Genomic DNA, 15,674 nt, shown 5'->3' with positions numbered 1-15,674 from the left:
CGGCAACAGGGACTTCAGACTAACAATGCAAACCTGCGTCGCTGCGCTCCGACTGCCTGTCCGAATGAGCGTGGAATGAGTGTCCGGATGTTGGTGGGCTGAGTGTCCGGATGGCGTGGAATCCGCAGCCACGCCAGCAAGCAGCAGGCATTGGCGATCAGCCCTTCTTGACAGTCTCTCGAGCCTGTCGGAACGCTCCGTATGCTTTAACGGAAATGGATGACATACGCTGATCATCGGATTGGGCAGAATCGGAACAGGAGCTGCCGCATAACCGGGAGCAGATACACAACAGGGATGTAGACAATGATTGACGCTACTAAACCGGACGTCGAAACCGCTGATTTTACTGAACAAGAAATCAGAACTTTCAGCTTTGATACTCGGCAGTCAACATTGCTTCACAAATTCGCCGAAGATCTGGCCGCCATCGGCGGGCCACAGGCATCAGGAGCCAAGTCCAAAGCTTCTCTGGCAACCACCGAATTAAAGTCCTCGTTTTCGAAAGACCAATGCGAACTGCTGGGTGCCTACTCCGATGGCCTTGTTTCCGTGCTGATCTTTGAAGGCCTGCAAAAAATCACCGATGTCAGCCCTCCAAATGAACTGCCAGACCTGACATCCCTGGAAAATCGATACGACGTCCTTTGCCTGGCCGCCCGTAATCAGATCTTGTTGAAACTGGTGGATAATAGTGCCTTTGCCTATGACATGGACAACGAAGGAAAACTGGTCAGATTGGTGGCCAACTTCAAGGGTGGCGGGCTCATCAAAATCAATGCCGAGACGGAAATCAAAGAACTGAGTTCCCATTCCGGCCTCGCACTTGGTCCGCATACCGAGGCGCCTTACTGGTGCGCCGTGAACGCGAAAGACGGGCACTCGCCCTCTCCGTCGTCGCTCATACTTTCCGCCTTGTGGAACCCGAGCCTGGAACCTACGCGGGTCATTCCACTACCCCCCATACTCGAAAAAATTGGCGTCACCAACTGCCTCGCACTGACCACGGATAACTTCCAGTTCACTCGTAGTGACTCCTTTGTCAGTGGCAAAGGGGAAGATGGCCGCAACGTTTCGATTCTGGAGTTCGACGACAAGGTCGGGTTCGCAGCCCGCTTTAACTCGTATCGCTTTTCGGTCAATGACAACGTCTCGACCTTTGTCAAAACGGCTTACGCCACCCTTTGCCTAGGTGTGGGCGAGGCAACCCCGGTTGAATACACGCTGACCCAGGAGTCGGCCATGGTCATCAATAACGTCCGGGCTTTGCACTGTCGCGATGTCATCAAAGACAACAGACGGGTCCTGGTTCGCATTTTCGGACTTTCAAAATTTTCTTCCCCTCTCGTTATTTCAGAGGACCCGTTACTGCTGCAGGGCTGATTTTTCAGTATTCAGGCCGTTGAACGATCCGTCATTTGATGACAGGCCAATAACGATAAAGAGGGAATGTAATGTCTTGGGATGTCATTGGCATGTTGGCGCTCGTCGCTTTTTGCGCCGGTTTTTTTGATGCGATTGCCGGTGGTGGCGGTTTGATCACCCTGCCTGCTTTATTTCTGGCGGGCGTAGATCCGATCAGTGCAATTGCAACGAACAAGTTCCAGGCCGCGTCGGCAACTATTTCGGCAACTGTAACCTTTGCTCGCAAAGGAATGATCGAGTGGCGCGAAGGTCGCCACCTGGTCGTCTGCGCATTTATTGGCGGCGCCACTGGCGCCTTGCTGGTCAGCTCTATTGATAAGCGCTATCTGGAAGTTTGCGTGCCTATCATGCTGATTCTGGTGGCCGTCTATTTTGCGCTCTCCCCGAAGCTGGTCAACGAAGACCGACGCAAGAGAATCGGTATTCTGCTTTTTTCGTTTACCGTGGCGCCGATCCTGGGTTTTTACGACGGTATATTTGGTCCAGGTGTGGGCTCTTTCTTTATCGTTGGATTTGTACTTCTCTGCGGCATGGGCATGATGCGGGCCATGAGTTTTACCAAACTTGCCAACGCCTCATGCAACCTCGGCGCCCTCTCGGTCTTCATTACCAAAGGTGTGATTATCTGGCCGATCGCCATAGCCATGGCTTTGGCAGCCTTCGTCGGCGCTCAATTGGGTGCACGAGCCGCTGTTCGGGTCGGTCCACGGTTGATTAAACCCATGTTGATCGTTGTCTGCTGCGCCTTGGCCATCAAGCTGCTAAGCGTAGAAACCAATCCTTTGCGCGTTGCGATCATCAATTCATTGGCTTCGTTATGATCACCGGTTCGGCGCTGACCAGCGCTTCCTGCCTTCAATCGCCATCGCAGTTCGATAAGCCGCCGATCGGCCCTGCGCATTATTTTAACGATCAAAAATTAACCGGCACGACGCTTGGGTAGCTATTCATCACCACTCCAGTGGAAAACCAGATTGCGTGCCGTGCCGCTTCCTACATCCGTAGTGTCATGCTTCGCCTCGCCATTACGCGTCGCCACCACGGTGTACTTGCCGGGGGGTAGCTGAACGTACACCAGCGGGCCAGCCTGACTCAGCTTCAGTACCGTCTGCCCTGCCTCTTTCTGAATGACCACATCCACATCCGGAACGTATTTGTTCTCCGCACCGATAGAGAATGCCATGTGCAGGTTGTAGCCGGCAGCTTGCTGGATGGCTTTCGACTCATCCTCGCCGATCCCCCCGGACAGGTAAGTGATCCCGCCTTGCTGTTGCGGCTGGACTTGCACACCCGAACTGTCGACGGGTTCAAGACTGGCAGCGCTCAACATGACGGGAAACATCAATACGCCAACAGCGGCGATGGGCAACAGGAATGAATGGACGCACTTCATGATGGCGACTCCCGGGTTGCGCGGAACCCAATCGTTACTCCTTTTAGATTTGTAGCTGAATGTTCAAGTTTTAGATCGATTCGCACTTGAACTCACTGCGAATCGGACTACGTGATGTGCTCTTCATGCATGAGACGCCGTCGGCCCGGTCCTGCAAAGCAAATCCACCTTTCCTTCCGATTTACCAGCAACGCCCGGCATCGCGGGCTATCACTCTCTTGCCATCCTCTTCCGCCTGTTTCCTTCAGCTGCGGAAAATGTCATGACCTCCCTCAAACCCGATCACAAAGATCCACAAATAACCTCACTGCTCGGCAATCTTGGCGAATTGATCCGCGAAGCGCGTCAGAAGGTATTACGAGCGGTCGATACCGTTCAGGTGCAAACCTGCTGGCAGATCGGGCGGCATATTGTGGAGTTCGAGCAGGAGGGGGCCCGGCGAGCGGGTTATGGCAAGCAGCTGCTGTCGACGCTGGCGAAGAGTCTGACAGCAGAGTTTGGCAAGGGCTTTGACATCTCCAACCTTCGCTACATGCGCCTGTTCTATCAAGCATTCCCAATTCGTGACGCACTGCGTCACGAATTGAGCTGGACCCACTATCGCAGGCTGCTGCGCGTCGATAACGACCACGCTCGCCATTGGTACATGAATGAATCAGCCCTGCAGAACTGGTCAAGTCGCGCCCTCGAGCGCCAGATCAATACCCTCTATTACGAACGCTTGCTGGCGAGCCGCGACCGGGCTGCCGTCAAACAGGAAGCTGCCACCAACATCCAGCAAATGAACGCCAGCCCTCGGGATTTCATCCGGGACCCAGTGCTACTGGAGTTTCTCGGCCTGCCCAATGCGGGCTTGATCCAGGAAAGTGAACTTGAACAAGCATTGATCAATCAACTCCAGGGCTTCCTGCTCGAATTGGGCAAAGGCTTCGCCTTCATCGCTCGCCAGCAACGCATCAGTACCGAAAGCAAAGACTTCTACATCGATCTGGTGTTCTACAACTACCTGCTCAAGTGCTTCGTCATCTTCGACCTCAAGCGCGGCGTACTGACCCACCAGGATGTCGGCCAGATGGACATGTACGTGCGCATGTACGACGACCTCAAGCGCGGACCGGCGGATGGCCCCACCGTCGGCCTCATTCTCTGCGCGCAAAAAGATGAATCAGTGGTGCGCTATTCAGTACTGCAAGGCAACGAACAACTGTTCGCCAGTACATACAGATTGGTACTGCCAAGCGAGGAGGAACTTCGCACAGAACTGGATCGGGAGTGGGCGGTGCTTGAGGAGCGGTTACTCAAGCAAAGGCCCCGATAAGCAAGGGTGGATTGTTCATAAACGGCGTGAAGACTATGGTGACTGGCTAACCGCAAAGGTTCAAAGCCGATGAATTTACAGGACATGCCCTCACTGGCCCCGACGCAACTTGAATTGCCGTTACCCACCGGCACACCTGGTGACGCTTTCAAGGAACCCGCCGCCGACGGTTTCATCCTTGGCGGCTTCACCTGGCGGCATGCGCATCAAGACTCGACCCGTCCTGTGGTGATCATTAACGCCGCAACATCGGTCCGCTGTCGGCACTACTCGCGCTTCGCCGATTACCTGTTCGCCAACGGCTTCGACGTAATCACTTACGATTACCGCGGCATCGGCGAATCACGGCCGGCGTCGCTGAAAGGGCTTCGGGCTTCATGGTCAGATTGGGGCGCGCTGGACTTTGAGGCGATGCTCAAGCGCGCTCAGCGTGAATTTCCCGGGCAACCCATCGACGTCGTCGGTCACAGCTTTGGAGGCTGTGCAGCGGGCCTGGGAGCTTCCGGGCATATGATTCGACGTCTGGTGACCGTCGGTGCGCAATTCGCTTACTGGCGCGATTACGCGCCCGCCCATCGCTGGCGGATGTTCGGCAAGTGGCATCTGGTGATGCCGTTGATGACATTGCTTTGCGGCTACTTCCCCGGCAAACGTCTCGGCTGGCTAGAGGACACCCCCGCCGGCGTGGTTCGCGACTGGAGCATGCCCACCGCGCACTACGAGAAACGCCCCAGCGGTCGCGTCCTTCACGCAAAAACCGGGCGACTGCCCTTCTCATCCGTCACCGCACAAAACCTGGCCATCAGCCTCAGCGACGATCCTTACGGCACGATTCCGGCCATCGAACGGCTGCTCGGTTACTTCACCAACAGCACGAACGCCCACTTGCGAATCGCCCCCGAAGACATCGGCGAAAAAGAAGTCGGACATTTCGCCTTTTTTCGTAGCGCATACCAAGCCACACTATGGCCCATTGCACTGTCCTGGTTGCAGACCGGCGAACTGACCCCCGACACACCCGGGCGGCTAGTGCCACGCAGCTGATCGATTTGCCCTCTCAACGAAATACGGAACGACGCCCATGGCATCCGCCAACAAGCAGAACAAACGCGCCACACGCGCCAAAGCCAAGGCCAAGCAGAACCGCACCCAACGGGCCGCCGCGCCGGTCGAACTGGACCCGAACGATGATCGTATCGACTTCGAATCGGTGGATCTGACCGAGCTGTTCAAAGAGATGATCGACGCGCAAAAGATCAGCCAACAAGCTATGTGCGCGGCCTTTCTTGAACACCCGCTGCTCGCGTTGGTGCTGGAGCAGGAAGGCGAAGAAACAGCGACAGACTTCATCATCGCTGCGCTGATCGAATACCGCCAATGGTCCACCGAAGCGGACGAAGCCAGTGCCCTGGCCTGGATCGAATCCCCGGCCTTCCAGATTGATTACGTGGCAGCTTCCGAAGCTATCGCGGCCCAAAACCAACAGAAACCGAACTGAGTTCCCATGGCCTCCCTGAACAAGCAACAGAAACGCGCCAAACGCGCCAAGATCAAAGCCAAGCAAATCAATATTCACGGCAGAAAACCCGCCGCACTGGACGATGACCTGGGGGAAATCGGCGAGCCGATCCCGGAATACACCCTGGCGATGTTCAGCAAAATGCGCGACGCAGAAGCCACCAGCCGTAACGATATGCTGCTGTCCCTGCTGTCGAACCTCGCCGACATCATCAGCGACCATCCAGAACTGCTGGACATGGAAAACGCCGACAACGAAGCCATGGCCGCCACTCACCTGGCCGCCGACATGCTGATCGATTACCGCATGTGGGCCGACGGCATGGACCGCGACACCGCCCAGGCCTGGCTGACGGACCCGCAGTTCATCACTGACTTCGGCACGGCGCTCGACAGCTATCGCGAGTCGCTGGATGCCCAGGAAGAAAAGGCTGAGTAAACACTCGCCTCAGAACAAAAACGGCCGCTTGTCATCACTGACAGCGGCCGTTTTGCTTTATGCGGTGCGAATCAGCTCAGCACCACCGAGCCCATCTTCTGCAGCTTGCGACGGCGAGCCACAAACAAACCGGCAGCCACCACCAGCAAACTCAGCAGACCGGTCGCGAGGATCTCCACGCGATGCGCTTCCTGGAACAGCATGATCGTCAGGGCCGCAACGATGAATATGATCACCGCGTAGGTCAGGGCCGGGAACAGCCACATGCTGAAGGCGATTTTTTCACCCCGTGCCATGCGCTGCTTGCGCATACGCAGTTGCGAAATCGCGATCACCAAGTACACCAGCAGCGCGATAGCGCCGGAGCTGGCCAGCAGGAATTCGAACACGGCGGCCGGGGCCACGTAGTTGGCGAAAACCGCGATGAACGCAGCACCGGTGGACAACATGACGGCCCAGTACGGCGTGCCGCTCTTGTTGGTGCGCTGGGAAACGGCCGGTGCATCACCGCGCTTGCCCAGGGAGAACATCATGCGTGAGGCGGTGTACAGCGCCGAGTTCAGGCAGCTGGTCACAGCAACCAGCACCACGATGTCGACGATCAGCTTGGCATTCGGGATGCCCATGCGCTCAAGCACGGTCTGGTAGGAACCGACGCTGGCCAGAATCGGGTCGTTCCAAGGCACCAGGGCCACAACGATGAAGATCGACACGAGGTAGAACAAGCCAATCCGCCAGATCACCGAGTTAGTGGCCTTGGAGATTTGCTGGCCAGGGTTCTTCGATTCCGCGGCCGCAATGGTCACGATCTCGGTGCCCATGAAGGAAAACATGGTGGTCAGGATCGCGCCCAACACTGCGCCCATGCCGTTTGGCAGGAAGCCCTGGGTGTCAAACAGGTGCGAAACGCCGCTGACCTGGCTGTTCGGCAGGAAGCCGAAGATCGCCAGAATGCCGAGGCCAATGAAACCGATGATCGCCACGACTTTGACCAGGGCGAACCAGAATTCGAATTCACCGTAGTTCTTCACACTGAACAAGTTGGTGACTGTCAGCAGCAAAGTGATGATCAACGTGAAGGCCCAGATCGCCACATTCGGGAACCAGGCGTGCAGGATGGTCGCGGCGGCGTTGGCTTCCAGCGGAATCACCAACACCCAGAACCACCAGTAGAGCCAGCCGATGGTGAAACCGGCCCAGTGACCGATCGCGCGATCGGCGTACGTCGAAAAGGAGCCTGTGTCCGGCGAAGCCACGGCCATTTCGCCGAGCATGCGCATCACCAGCACCACCAGCATACCGGCGGCGGCGTAGGCCAACAGCACGGCTGGGCCTGCGGCGGCGATGGCGTGGCCGGAGCCGACGAACAGGCCGGCGCCGATAACCCCGGCGATCGACAGCATGGTCACATGACGCGGTTTGAGCCCCTGTTCGAGGCCATTGGAGCTTGGGGTACTGCTCATTGAAACTACCTTTGTAAGGGAAAGCGAAAGCGTGCATTCCGCCTGGAATTCTTTCTCGTAAAAAGAAACCAACGGGGCGTTCTGGATTCTGTACGCAATAATTGCGCCAAAATGTTTCAAACTCCTCAAGCTCGGGGCCTGTAGCGCGACCGGACAGTCATCGCAAGTCCTTGAGATTAATGGCAATTCGCCAGAGCGTTACCCTGCGACCCACTTTAAGAACGAAACGGCGCACCAGAAACACACCAAAAAATATAGCGACGCACAATAAAAGTGCGGCTCAGGAACGTTTGGCCGGTTAGCGCTTCCAACCCCCCGCCAAAGCTGGCAACATCGCGCCCTTTTTTGGGACAGCCCCGCCTTTTTTATCAACAGGCAGGGTTCAAACGCCTGTTCGGTTGATAGCAGCGCGACAGTCTGCTGTACCGATGCGACAACCTGCCACAGACCTTCCGTTTACCGCTCGTAGCGCTGTTGGCTGCCATTCAGACGCTATGCTAGCTTGGCCGCCTCGCCAGGAAGGCCGCCAACAGCAGGAGCGAAATACTTATGAGGAACGCACATGGCTGAGGCCACGCCCGCGCTTGAAATCCGCAACTTGCACAAACGCTACGGACAGCTTGAGGTGCTCAAAGGCATCTCGCTGACCGCCCGCGACGGCGACGTGATCTCGATCCTGGGTTCCTCCGGTTCCGGCAAGTCCACCTTCCTTCGTTGCATCAACCTGCTGGAAAATCCGCATCAGGGCCAAATCCTGGTGGCCGGCGAAGAACTCAAGCTCAAAGCCGCCAAGAACGGCGAACTGGTCGCTGCCGACGGCAAGCAGATCAATCGCCTGCGCAGCGAGATCGGTTTTGTATTTCAAAACTTTAATCTCTGGCCGCACATGAGCGTGCTCGACAACATCATCGAAGCGCCGCGCCGCGTACTCGGCCAGAGCAAGGCCGAAGCCATCGAAGTCGCCGAAGCCTTGCTGGCCAAGGTCGGCATCGCTGACAAACGCCATGCCTACCCAGCGCAACTCTCTGGCGGCCAGCAACAACGCGCGGCCATCGCCCGCACGCTGGCCATGCAGCCCAAGGTGATCCTGTTCGACGAACCCACCTCCGCCCTTGACCCGGAAATGGTCCAGGAAGTACTTAATGTCATCCGCGCATTGGCCGAAGAAGGCCGCACCATGCTGCTGGTCACCCATGAAATGGGCTTCGCCCGTCAGGTTTCCAGCGAGGTGGTGTTCCTCCACCAGGGCCTGGTAGAAGAGCAAGGATCGCCACAGCAGGTGTTCGAAAACCCGCTTTCGGCGCGCTGCAAACAATTCATGTCCAGCAACCGCTAACGGAGCTACCCGCATGCAGAACTACAAAAAAATCTTCCTGGCTGCTGCCGTCACCCTGGCCTTCAGCGCCGGTGCCGCCGCCGAGACCTTGAAGATGGGCATCGAAGCGGCCTACCCGCCGTTCAACAACAAAGATGCCAGTGGCAATGTCGTCGGCTTCGACAAAGAAATCGGCGACGCCCTGTGCGCCAAGATGAAAGTCGAATGCACCGTGGTTACATCCGACTGGGACGGCATCATTCCGGCCCTGAACGCCAAGAAATTCGATTTCCTGATCTCCTCGATGTCGATCACCGACGAGCGCAAGCAAGCGGTGGACTTCACCGACCCGTACTACTCCAACAAGCTGCAATTCATCGCGCCGAAAAACGTCGATTTCAAAACCGACAAGGACTCCCTGCAAGGCAAAGTGATCGGCGCACAACGTGCGACCCTCGCCGGCACCTGGCTGGAAGACAACATGGAAGGCGTTGAAGTCAAACTCTACGACACCCAGGAAAATGCCTACCTCGACCTGACCTCCGGTCGTCTGGACGGCATCCTGGCGGACAAGTACGTCAACTACGAGTGGCTGAAAAGTGACGCCGGCCGTTCTTATGAGTTCAAAGGCGACCCGGTGGAAGAAAGCGACAAGATCGGTATCGCCGTACGTAAAGGCGATGAGATTCGTACGAAGCTGAACACCGCACTGAAAGAAATCGTCGCTGATGGCACCTACAAAAAGATCAACGACAAGTACTTCCCGTTCAGCATCTATTGATTCTGACCTGCCAGGCCGGCGCCGTTCTCTGACGGCGCCAGTTCCTGGCATTGCCTGCCGCGATTTGAAAAGAAATCCATGACTATCGATCTCTACGGATTCGGCCCGGCGCTCGCCGCTGGCGCGCTGATGACTGTGAAACTGGCACTCTCGGCCTTGTGCCTGGGGCTGGTGCTCGGTCTGCTCGGCGCCTTGGCCAAGACTTCCCCGTACAAGCCGCTGCAATGGCTTGGCGGCACTTATTCAACCCTGGTTCGCGGCATCCCTGAATTGCTCTGGGTGCTGTTGATCTACTTCGGCACGGTCAACCTGATGCGAGCCCTGGGCGAGTTCTTCGGCAACCCCGACCTCGAACTCAATGCTTTCGCCGCCGGCGTAATTGCACTGGGACTGTGCTTCGGCGCCTACGCCACGGAAGTGTTTCGTGGTGCAATTTTGGCTATCCCCAAAGGTCACCGAGAAGCGGGCGTGGCGTTGGGTCTGTCGAAACTCCGTATTTTCACCAAACTGATCATGCCGCAGATGTGGCGCATCGCCCTGCCTGGGCTGGGCAACCTGTTCATGATCCTGATGAAAGACACCGCACTGGTATCGGTCATCGGCCTGGAAGAAATCATGCGCCATGCACAAATCGGCGTGACCGTGTCCAAGCAGCCGTTCACCTTTTATATGGTGGCTGCGTTCATGTACCTGGGCCTGACGATTCTCGCCATGACCGGCATGTACTTCATGGAAAAACGCGCCGCTCGCGGCTTCGCGAGGAGCACCCAATGAACTGGGAAGTCATCATCAAGTGGCTGCCGAAACTGGCTCAGGGCGCGACGCTGACCCTGGAACTGGTGGCCATCGCCGTGATCGCCGGTTTGCTGCTGGCAATTCCACTGGGCATCGCACGCTCGTCACGACTCTGGTACGTGCGGGCACTCCCCTACGGCTACATCTTCTTTTTCCGTGGTACGCCGTTGCTGGTTCAGCTGTTCCTGGTCTACTACGGCCTGGCGCAGTTCGACGCGATCCGTAACAGCTCGATGTGGCCGTACCTGCGCGATCCGTTCTGGTGCGCCACAGCGACCATGACGTTACACACCGCGGCCTACATCGCCGAGATCCTGCGCGGCGCGATCCAGGCGATTCCACCGGGCGAGATCGAAGCGGCGCGCGCCCTGGGCATGTCCCGGGCCAAAGCGCTGGTCTACATCATCCTGCCCCGTGCCGCGCGCATCGGTCTGCCCGCCTACAGCAACGAAGTGATCCTGATGCTCAAGGCCAGCGCCCTGGCCAGCACCGTGACCATGCTGGAACTGACCGGCATGGCCCGCACCATCATTGCCCGGACCTACCTGCCGGTGGAGATCTTCTTCGCGGCGGGCATGTTCTATCTGCTAATGGCTTATGTGCTGGTTCGCGGCTTCAAGCTGCTGGAGCGCTGGCTGCGCGTCGATGCCTGCCAAGGGCGTTGATTCCTGCGTGCTGACGGGTGAGGCCTTACTCGCCCGTTTCACGGCGCTGGATGCTTTTCTGATCGAGCATCAGGCGCTGTGGAAGCCTCGGCCGTTTACTCATCTGCAGCTTCCATGGGAAGCGTCCTACCCGGAACTGGCCGAATGGCTACGCGGGCGGTCGCTGGAGGACGCGGAACACGCGCATAACAACCCAGCTCTTTTGGACGCGCCGGAGCCGTTTGCCTCATTGGCGGCGATGTCCCTTGAGTTGAGCGCGGTGGATGAATTGCCGGCTCATGCGCTTGAAGCGGCAGGCCATCGATTGAATGTCGATGTGCCAGGGCGTAAGTGGCAGCAAATCGAAGCCTTCGCCAGTCGCTTGCAGTTTGATGACGCGCCGAGCCATTGGCTGGACTGGTGCTCGGGCAAAGGCCACTTGGGTCGACGGTTGCTGACAGCCGGGCAACAGCTGACCTGCCTGGAATACGACCCGGCGCTGGTAGTCAGCGGTCAGGCACTCAGTCAGCGTCATCAATTGCATGCACTTCATATCGCGCAAGACGTGCTCGCGCCCGGTGCCGCCTCTTTATTGAAGGCTGACCACACGCCGGTAGCGCTGCACGCCTGCGGTGATCTGCATGTGCGGCTGATGCAGCTCGCTAGCGCCACCGGTTGCAAGCAGCTGGCCATTGCCCCTTGCTGCTACAACCGGATCAGTGTGGGCGAGTACCAGACGCTTTCCTCTGCGGGCATGCGATCCGACCTACAACTGTCGCTCGAAGACCTCTCGCTGCCAATGAACGAAACCGTCACCGCCGGCGCTCGCGTCCGACGTCAGCGCGACACCTCCATGGCCCGGCGCCTGGCCTTCGACCTGCTGCAGCGGCAGCTGCGCGGCATTGACGAATACCTGCCCACCCCATCCCTCCCCAGTGCCTGGCTGGATAAATCCTTCGCCGATTACTGCCATCATTTGGCCGCGCTTAAAGAGTTATCCACAATCGGCTCGCAGGATTGGTCAGCACTTGAAGCCGTCGGTTGGCAGCGATTGGCCGAAGTGCGCAATCTCGAGCTACTGCGCGGACTTTTCCGACGCCCGTTGGAGCTTTGGCTGGTACTCGATCGGACACTTTTCCTCTCCGAGCAGGGTTATGCCGTTCGCCTCGGAACCTTCTGCGAAACCCCGCTTACACCGCGTAATTTCCTGATCCTGGCTGAGCGCCCTTAAAGCGCCTCAGCCTGTGGATAACTCTGGGGATGAAATTATCGTGGATCCAATATATACGGCTGTTTCGGAGCTGAAACACAACTGTTCAATTTTCGTACACCTGTAAAAAAAGCGGAAAAACAGGCATTTGCGATCAAATGAGAACGGCTCCGCAAATTTGCCTCTAAGCAGGTGCGGAACATATCCCGTTGTGCATAAGCGTTCAGCCAAAACAACATAACCGACCTGCGAAACCTCAACTATCTTTGCCAAACGCCAGAATTGCCTGGCGCTCAAACAGCAAGGAGCTGGGAAAAACATGAGCACATTGAACAGTGCGCAGGAAGCTGTAGATACCGTCGCCAACCAAGCCATTTATGCTGCGCTGCAGCAAACCTTCGCGGTGGGTGGTGCCATCATCAACAACGCAACGGGCGAGATCATCGCGGCGCTGCACAACAATGTGCTGATGCCTTTCCCCGGCAGCGGCACCACTTACTTTCTACCTCATGACCCGACCGCACACGGCGAGCGGCAATTGGTGGACTGGTACTACGAAAACGTCGCGCCATTGAACCTGCCACCGCCCAATCAGTTGACTGTCGTCACCACGCTGGACCCGTGCGCCATGTGCGCTGGTTCACTGCTGACTGCAGGATTTAACGTCGCCGTCAGTGCGATCGATGACTACGCGGGCATCAACTACAACAGCCAGTTCACCTTTCCGGCGCTGCCGCCGCAGATCCGCCAACAGGCGCAGGACACCTGGGGTTATTACGCGATTGCGGCGCCTGTCAGCCGGGCTTATCAAGGTTCGACCAGCCCGGTATTCGGCGGCCAGACCATCGACTCGGCGGCTTACTTCCTCACCAGCTCGATCTTCTCCGCCAGCGTCAACACCGTACGCGAGGCCAGCAACAACAGCGGTCTGCCGCCGGATCAATTGCAAAACCCGGCAAACCTCCCGGCCAACAGCAAAGTGCGCCAGGCACTGACTGCGCTCAGCCCGTTTGCGCTGACCGTGCAATCGGCCAACCCACGCGACCCCGGCGCAGAACTCGCCCCGCCACTGTTACAAACCGCACAGCACAGCCCGGTGTTCAACTCGGTAGCCCTCATCGATCCATTCGGCAACCTGCTGGTGTGCCTGGGAGGCGTCGAGAACCAGTCGCCGATTCGTACAGCGTTCATGGAAACCACCCGCAACTACGCGGTCATGCGCTGGACCCTGATGAACGACCCCGACCCGGTGGTTCGCGCCCAGGCCGAGCAATACCTGACGCATCCAAAGTACGGCACCTTCGTCTTCCTCTACGCCCCCGACCCCACCACCCCGCAGGCCGTGATGACCTTCGGCGCGTACGGTTCGACCATGGAAGGCCCCGTGCCGCAGAGCTATCCGTCCAACCTCCAATACGTACTGCTGCCGGGCAACACCACCGCACAAGCGCTGTCGACACTGGCCCAAAACCTGCCGCCGTTCTACACGCAAAGCGTGCAAGTGGCGCCCGCGCAGGTGCTGAGTCAGGACCTGATCAACGCGGTGAAAAACGGCGTGTAACGCTTTAAAGCCATCGCCTTGGCCGGCCCCGCAGAAGCGTCCGCGGCGCCGGCCTGACCCCTGCGCAAAAATAGTCTGAATTCAGGGGTTTACAGAACCAACCCAATCGCTATAATCGTCGCCCTAACACGCCGGTATAGCTCAGTTGGTAGAGCAACTGACTTGTAATCAGTAGGTCCCGGGTTCGACTCCTGGTGCCGGCACCATACAAAACAAAGCCCTCGTAGAAATACGAGGGCTTTGTTGTTTTCGGGGTTTGGAAACGCTGGCCTTAGTGACCCGCGCTCTGCCCACCATCAACGTGCAGGATCTCGCCGGTGACAAAGTTGGCGCTGTCCAGATACACGACCGCTTGAGCAATGTCGCTGATCTCGCCCATGTGCCCGACCGGGTGCAGATTGCCCAGCGCTTCATGGGTTTCTTCGCCGTGCATTGGCGTCTTGATGATGCCGGGGCTGACCGCGTTCACCCGAATCCCGCGTTTGGCGTACTCGATGGCCAGGGATTTGGTCGCCGCGTTCAGGCCACCTTTAGTCAGCGAAGCCAGTACCGACGGCACACCGTCGATGGCGTGGTCCACCAGGCTGGTGGTGATGTTGACGACGTGGCCGGTGCCTTGTTTTTCCATCTCGCTGATCGCGAGTTGGGTGATGTAGAAGAAACCATTCAGGTTCACCGACAGCACCGCGGCGTAATCTTCCTGGGTATAAGCGGTGAACGGCTTGGCAACGAAGATCCCGGCGTTGTTGACCAGGGTGTCAATGCGGCCAAAACGTGCGATGGCTTCACGGATGACTTGCTGGGCGACTTCCGGGTTGCCGATGTCGCCCGCCACGGTGAGGATGTCCGGGTCGGTGGACGGTTTGATCGAACGCGAAGTGGCGACAACTTTGTAATCCAGATCGCGGAAGGCTTTGACCATGCCGGCGCCGAGACCTTGGGAGGCGCCAGTAATAACGATGACTTTTTTCGAATTGCTCATGATGAACCTCAACTAATAAATGATGGTTTGAAAAAGTAAGTAATCAGGCTTCGGCGAGGGCCTTCGCCATTTGTCTCAACATCTGTTCGTAGTACTCGACCGACTGCGAACCGGACACCAGGTGACGACCGTTAAGCACCATGGCCGGAACCGAATTGATGCCTCGCTGGCGGTAAAACCCTTCAAGCTCACGCACTTCTTTGGCCGACGCTCCGGACCCCAACACCTCTTGAGCAGCCGCCGCATCCAGTCCCGCTTCAGCAGCCAGACCCACCAGCGTCTCGCGATCGCTCGGGTTCCGGCCGTCGGTGAAATAAGCGCGCAGCAGGATTTTCTTCAGCGCGACCTGCCGCCCTTCCTGCAACGCCCACATCAACAACCGGTGAGCATCGAAGGTGTTGTAGAAGTGGCTGCGCTTCTCCAGATCGAACTTGAAGCCGATGGCCGCGCCACGTTCGATCTGCATCACTTTACCGGCGGCGGCGACGTCTTCGGCGGTTCGTCCATATTTGCGCATCAAGTGCTCGACCGCTTTTTCGCCGACTGCCGGCATGTCCGGGTTCAACTCGAAGGGCTTGTAGGTCAGCGCCACCGAAACCTCACCGGCCACGTTCCCGATCGCCTGCTCCAGCGCCGTCGCGCCCAACGCGCACCACGGGCACACCACGTCGGAGATGAAATCGATGGAGACGGTCGCGGTCATGACTGCAGTGGTCTAATTTCCCCGGACACCCCGATAGGTGGAAAATACACCTATTGAGGAGTTCTCCATGACCGACAAACGCAAAGTATTCGACGACAGCTTCAAGCTGGAAGTTGTAAAGATGATC

General features: G+C 57.8%; 16 protein-coding genes and 1 tRNA gene. 13 read left to right on the top strand and 4 right to left on the bottom strand.

Annotation, left to right across the window (positions count from 1 at the left end; all coding sequences use genetic code 11):
• Positions 1-306 precede the first annotated feature (306 nt).
• Both FQ187_RS28935 and FQ187_RS28930 read left to right on the top strand, forming a co-directional pair.
• Positions 307-1,383, top strand: a complete 1,077-nt coding sequence (locus FQ187_RS28935) for a hypothetical protein (RefSeq protein WP_149632099.1) — start codon at positions 307-309, stop codon at positions 1,381-1,383.
• Between the two features lie 71 nt (positions 1,384-1,454).
• Positions 1,455-2,246, top strand: coding sequence for a TSUP family transporter (locus FQ187_RS28930; protein WP_149632098.1), 792 nt, complete (start codon positions 1,455-1,457; stop codon positions 2,244-2,246).
• 122 nt (positions 2,247-2,368) lie between these two features.
• Here the strand turns inward: FQ187_RS28930 and FQ187_RS28925 are convergent, their stop codons facing one another.
• Complete coding sequence (locus FQ187_RS28925) at positions 2,369-2,818, bottom strand: carboxypeptidase regulatory-like domain-containing protein (RefSeq protein ID WP_149632097.1); 450 nt, start codon at positions 2,816-2,818, stop codon at positions 2,369-2,371.
• Positions 2,819-3,080: 262 nt separating this feature from the next.
• On the opposite strand from FQ187_RS28925, the gene FQ187_RS28920 reads away from it, so the two are divergent.
• The 4 genes from FQ187_RS28920 to FQ187_RS28905 all read left to right on the top strand — a co-directional run bounded on the left by FQ187_RS28920 (position 3,081) and on the right by FQ187_RS28905 (position 6,093).
• Positions 3,081-4,136 (top strand): YhcG family protein, encoded by a 1,056-nt coding sequence (locus tag FQ187_RS28920; RefSeq protein WP_149632096.1) that lies wholly within the window; start codon positions 3,081-3,083, stop codon positions 4,134-4,136.
• A 69-nt stretch (positions 4,137-4,205) separates the two neighbouring features.
• Positions 4,206-5,180: an alpha/beta fold hydrolase gene (locus tag FQ187_RS28915; protein WP_149632095.1), complete on the top strand. Its 975-nt coding sequence runs from the start codon at positions 4,206-4,208 to the stop codon at positions 5,178-5,180.
• A gap of 37 nt (positions 5,181-5,217) precedes the next feature.
• Entirely contained in the window at positions 5,218-5,634 is a 417-nt protein-coding gene (locus FQ187_RS28910) for a hypothetical protein (RefSeq protein ID WP_046045549.1), read from the top strand.
• Between the two features lie 6 nt (positions 5,635-5,640).
• Entirely contained in the window at positions 5,641-6,093 is a 453-nt protein-coding gene (locus FQ187_RS28905) for a hypothetical protein (protein ID WP_149632094.1), read from the top strand.
• 71 nt (positions 6,094-6,164) lie between these two features.
• On the opposite strand, the gene gabP is transcribed toward FQ187_RS28905, so the two are convergent.
• Positions 6,165-7,556 (bottom strand): GABA permease, encoded by a 1,392-nt coding sequence (gene gabP, locus FQ187_RS28900; RefSeq protein ID WP_149632093.1) that lies wholly within the window; start codon positions 7,554-7,556, stop codon positions 6,165-6,167.
• Between the two features lie 562 nt (positions 7,557-8,118).
• On the opposite strand from gabP, the gene FQ187_RS28895 reads away from it, so the two are divergent.
• The 7 genes from FQ187_RS28895 (at position 8,119) to FQ187_RS28865 (ending at position 14,068) form a co-directional block, all read left to right on the top strand.
• Positions 8,119-8,892: an ABC transporter ATP-binding protein gene (locus FQ187_RS28895; protein ID WP_007897462.1), complete on the top strand. Its 774-nt coding sequence runs from the start codon at positions 8,119-8,121 to the stop codon at positions 8,890-8,892.
• A 13-nt stretch (positions 8,893-8,905) separates the two neighbouring features.
• Positions 8,906-9,652 (top strand): ABC transporter substrate-binding protein, encoded by a 747-nt coding sequence (locus FQ187_RS28890; protein ID WP_046052200.1) that lies wholly within the window; start codon positions 8,906-8,908, stop codon positions 9,650-9,652.
• A 78-nt stretch (positions 9,653-9,730) separates the two neighbouring features.
• Complete coding sequence (locus FQ187_RS28885; protein ID WP_149632092.1) at positions 9,731-10,426, top strand: ABC transporter permease; 696 nt, start codon at positions 9,731-9,733, stop codon at positions 10,424-10,426.
• A complete protein-coding gene (locus FQ187_RS28880) occupies positions 10,423-11,112 on the top strand; it encodes an ABC transporter permease (RefSeq protein ID WP_149632091.1) in 690 nt (229 codons plus the stop codon). Before FQ187_RS28885 ends, FQ187_RS28880 begins: the two co-directional genes overlap by 4 nt.
• A complete protein-coding gene (locus FQ187_RS28875) occupies positions 11,093-12,322 on the top strand; it encodes a methyltransferase (RefSeq protein ID WP_149632090.1) in 1,230 nt (409 codons plus the stop codon). Before FQ187_RS28880 ends, FQ187_RS28875 begins: the two co-directional genes overlap by 20 nt.
• Before the next feature lie 298 nt (positions 12,323-12,620).
• Positions 12,621-13,862, top strand: a complete 1,242-nt coding sequence (locus FQ187_RS28870; protein ID WP_149632089.1) for a nucleoside deaminase — start codon at positions 12,621-12,623, stop codon at positions 13,860-13,862.
• 130 nt (positions 13,863-13,992) lie between these two features.
• Positions 13,993-14,068, top strand: a tRNA-Thr gene (locus tag FQ187_RS28865).
• 65 nt (positions 14,069-14,133) lie between these two features.
• On the opposite strand, the gene FQ187_RS28860 is transcribed toward FQ187_RS28865, so the two are convergent.
• Together FQ187_RS28860 and FQ187_RS28855 are read right to left on the bottom strand one after the other, a co-directional pair.
• Positions 14,134-14,844: an SDR family NAD(P)-dependent oxidoreductase gene (locus FQ187_RS28860; RefSeq protein ID WP_149632088.1), complete on the bottom strand. Its 711-nt coding sequence runs from the start codon at positions 14,842-14,844 to the stop codon at positions 14,134-14,136.
• A gap of 43 nt (positions 14,845-14,887) precedes the next feature.
• Positions 14,888-15,547 (bottom strand): DsbA family oxidoreductase, encoded by a 660-nt coding sequence (locus FQ187_RS28855; RefSeq protein WP_149632087.1) that lies wholly within the window; start codon positions 15,545-15,547, stop codon positions 14,888-14,890.
• Positions 15,548-15,674: the final 127 nt, after the last annotated feature.

The organism is Pseudomonas sp. ANT_J28, from assembly GCF_008370005.1.
In the GTDB taxonomy this organism is placed as follows: Bacteria; Pseudomonadota; Gammaproteobacteria; order Pseudomonadales; family Pseudomonadaceae; genus Aquipseudomonas; species Aquipseudomonas frigoris.
This window is presented reverse-complemented; position numbering and strand designations above follow the sequence as displayed.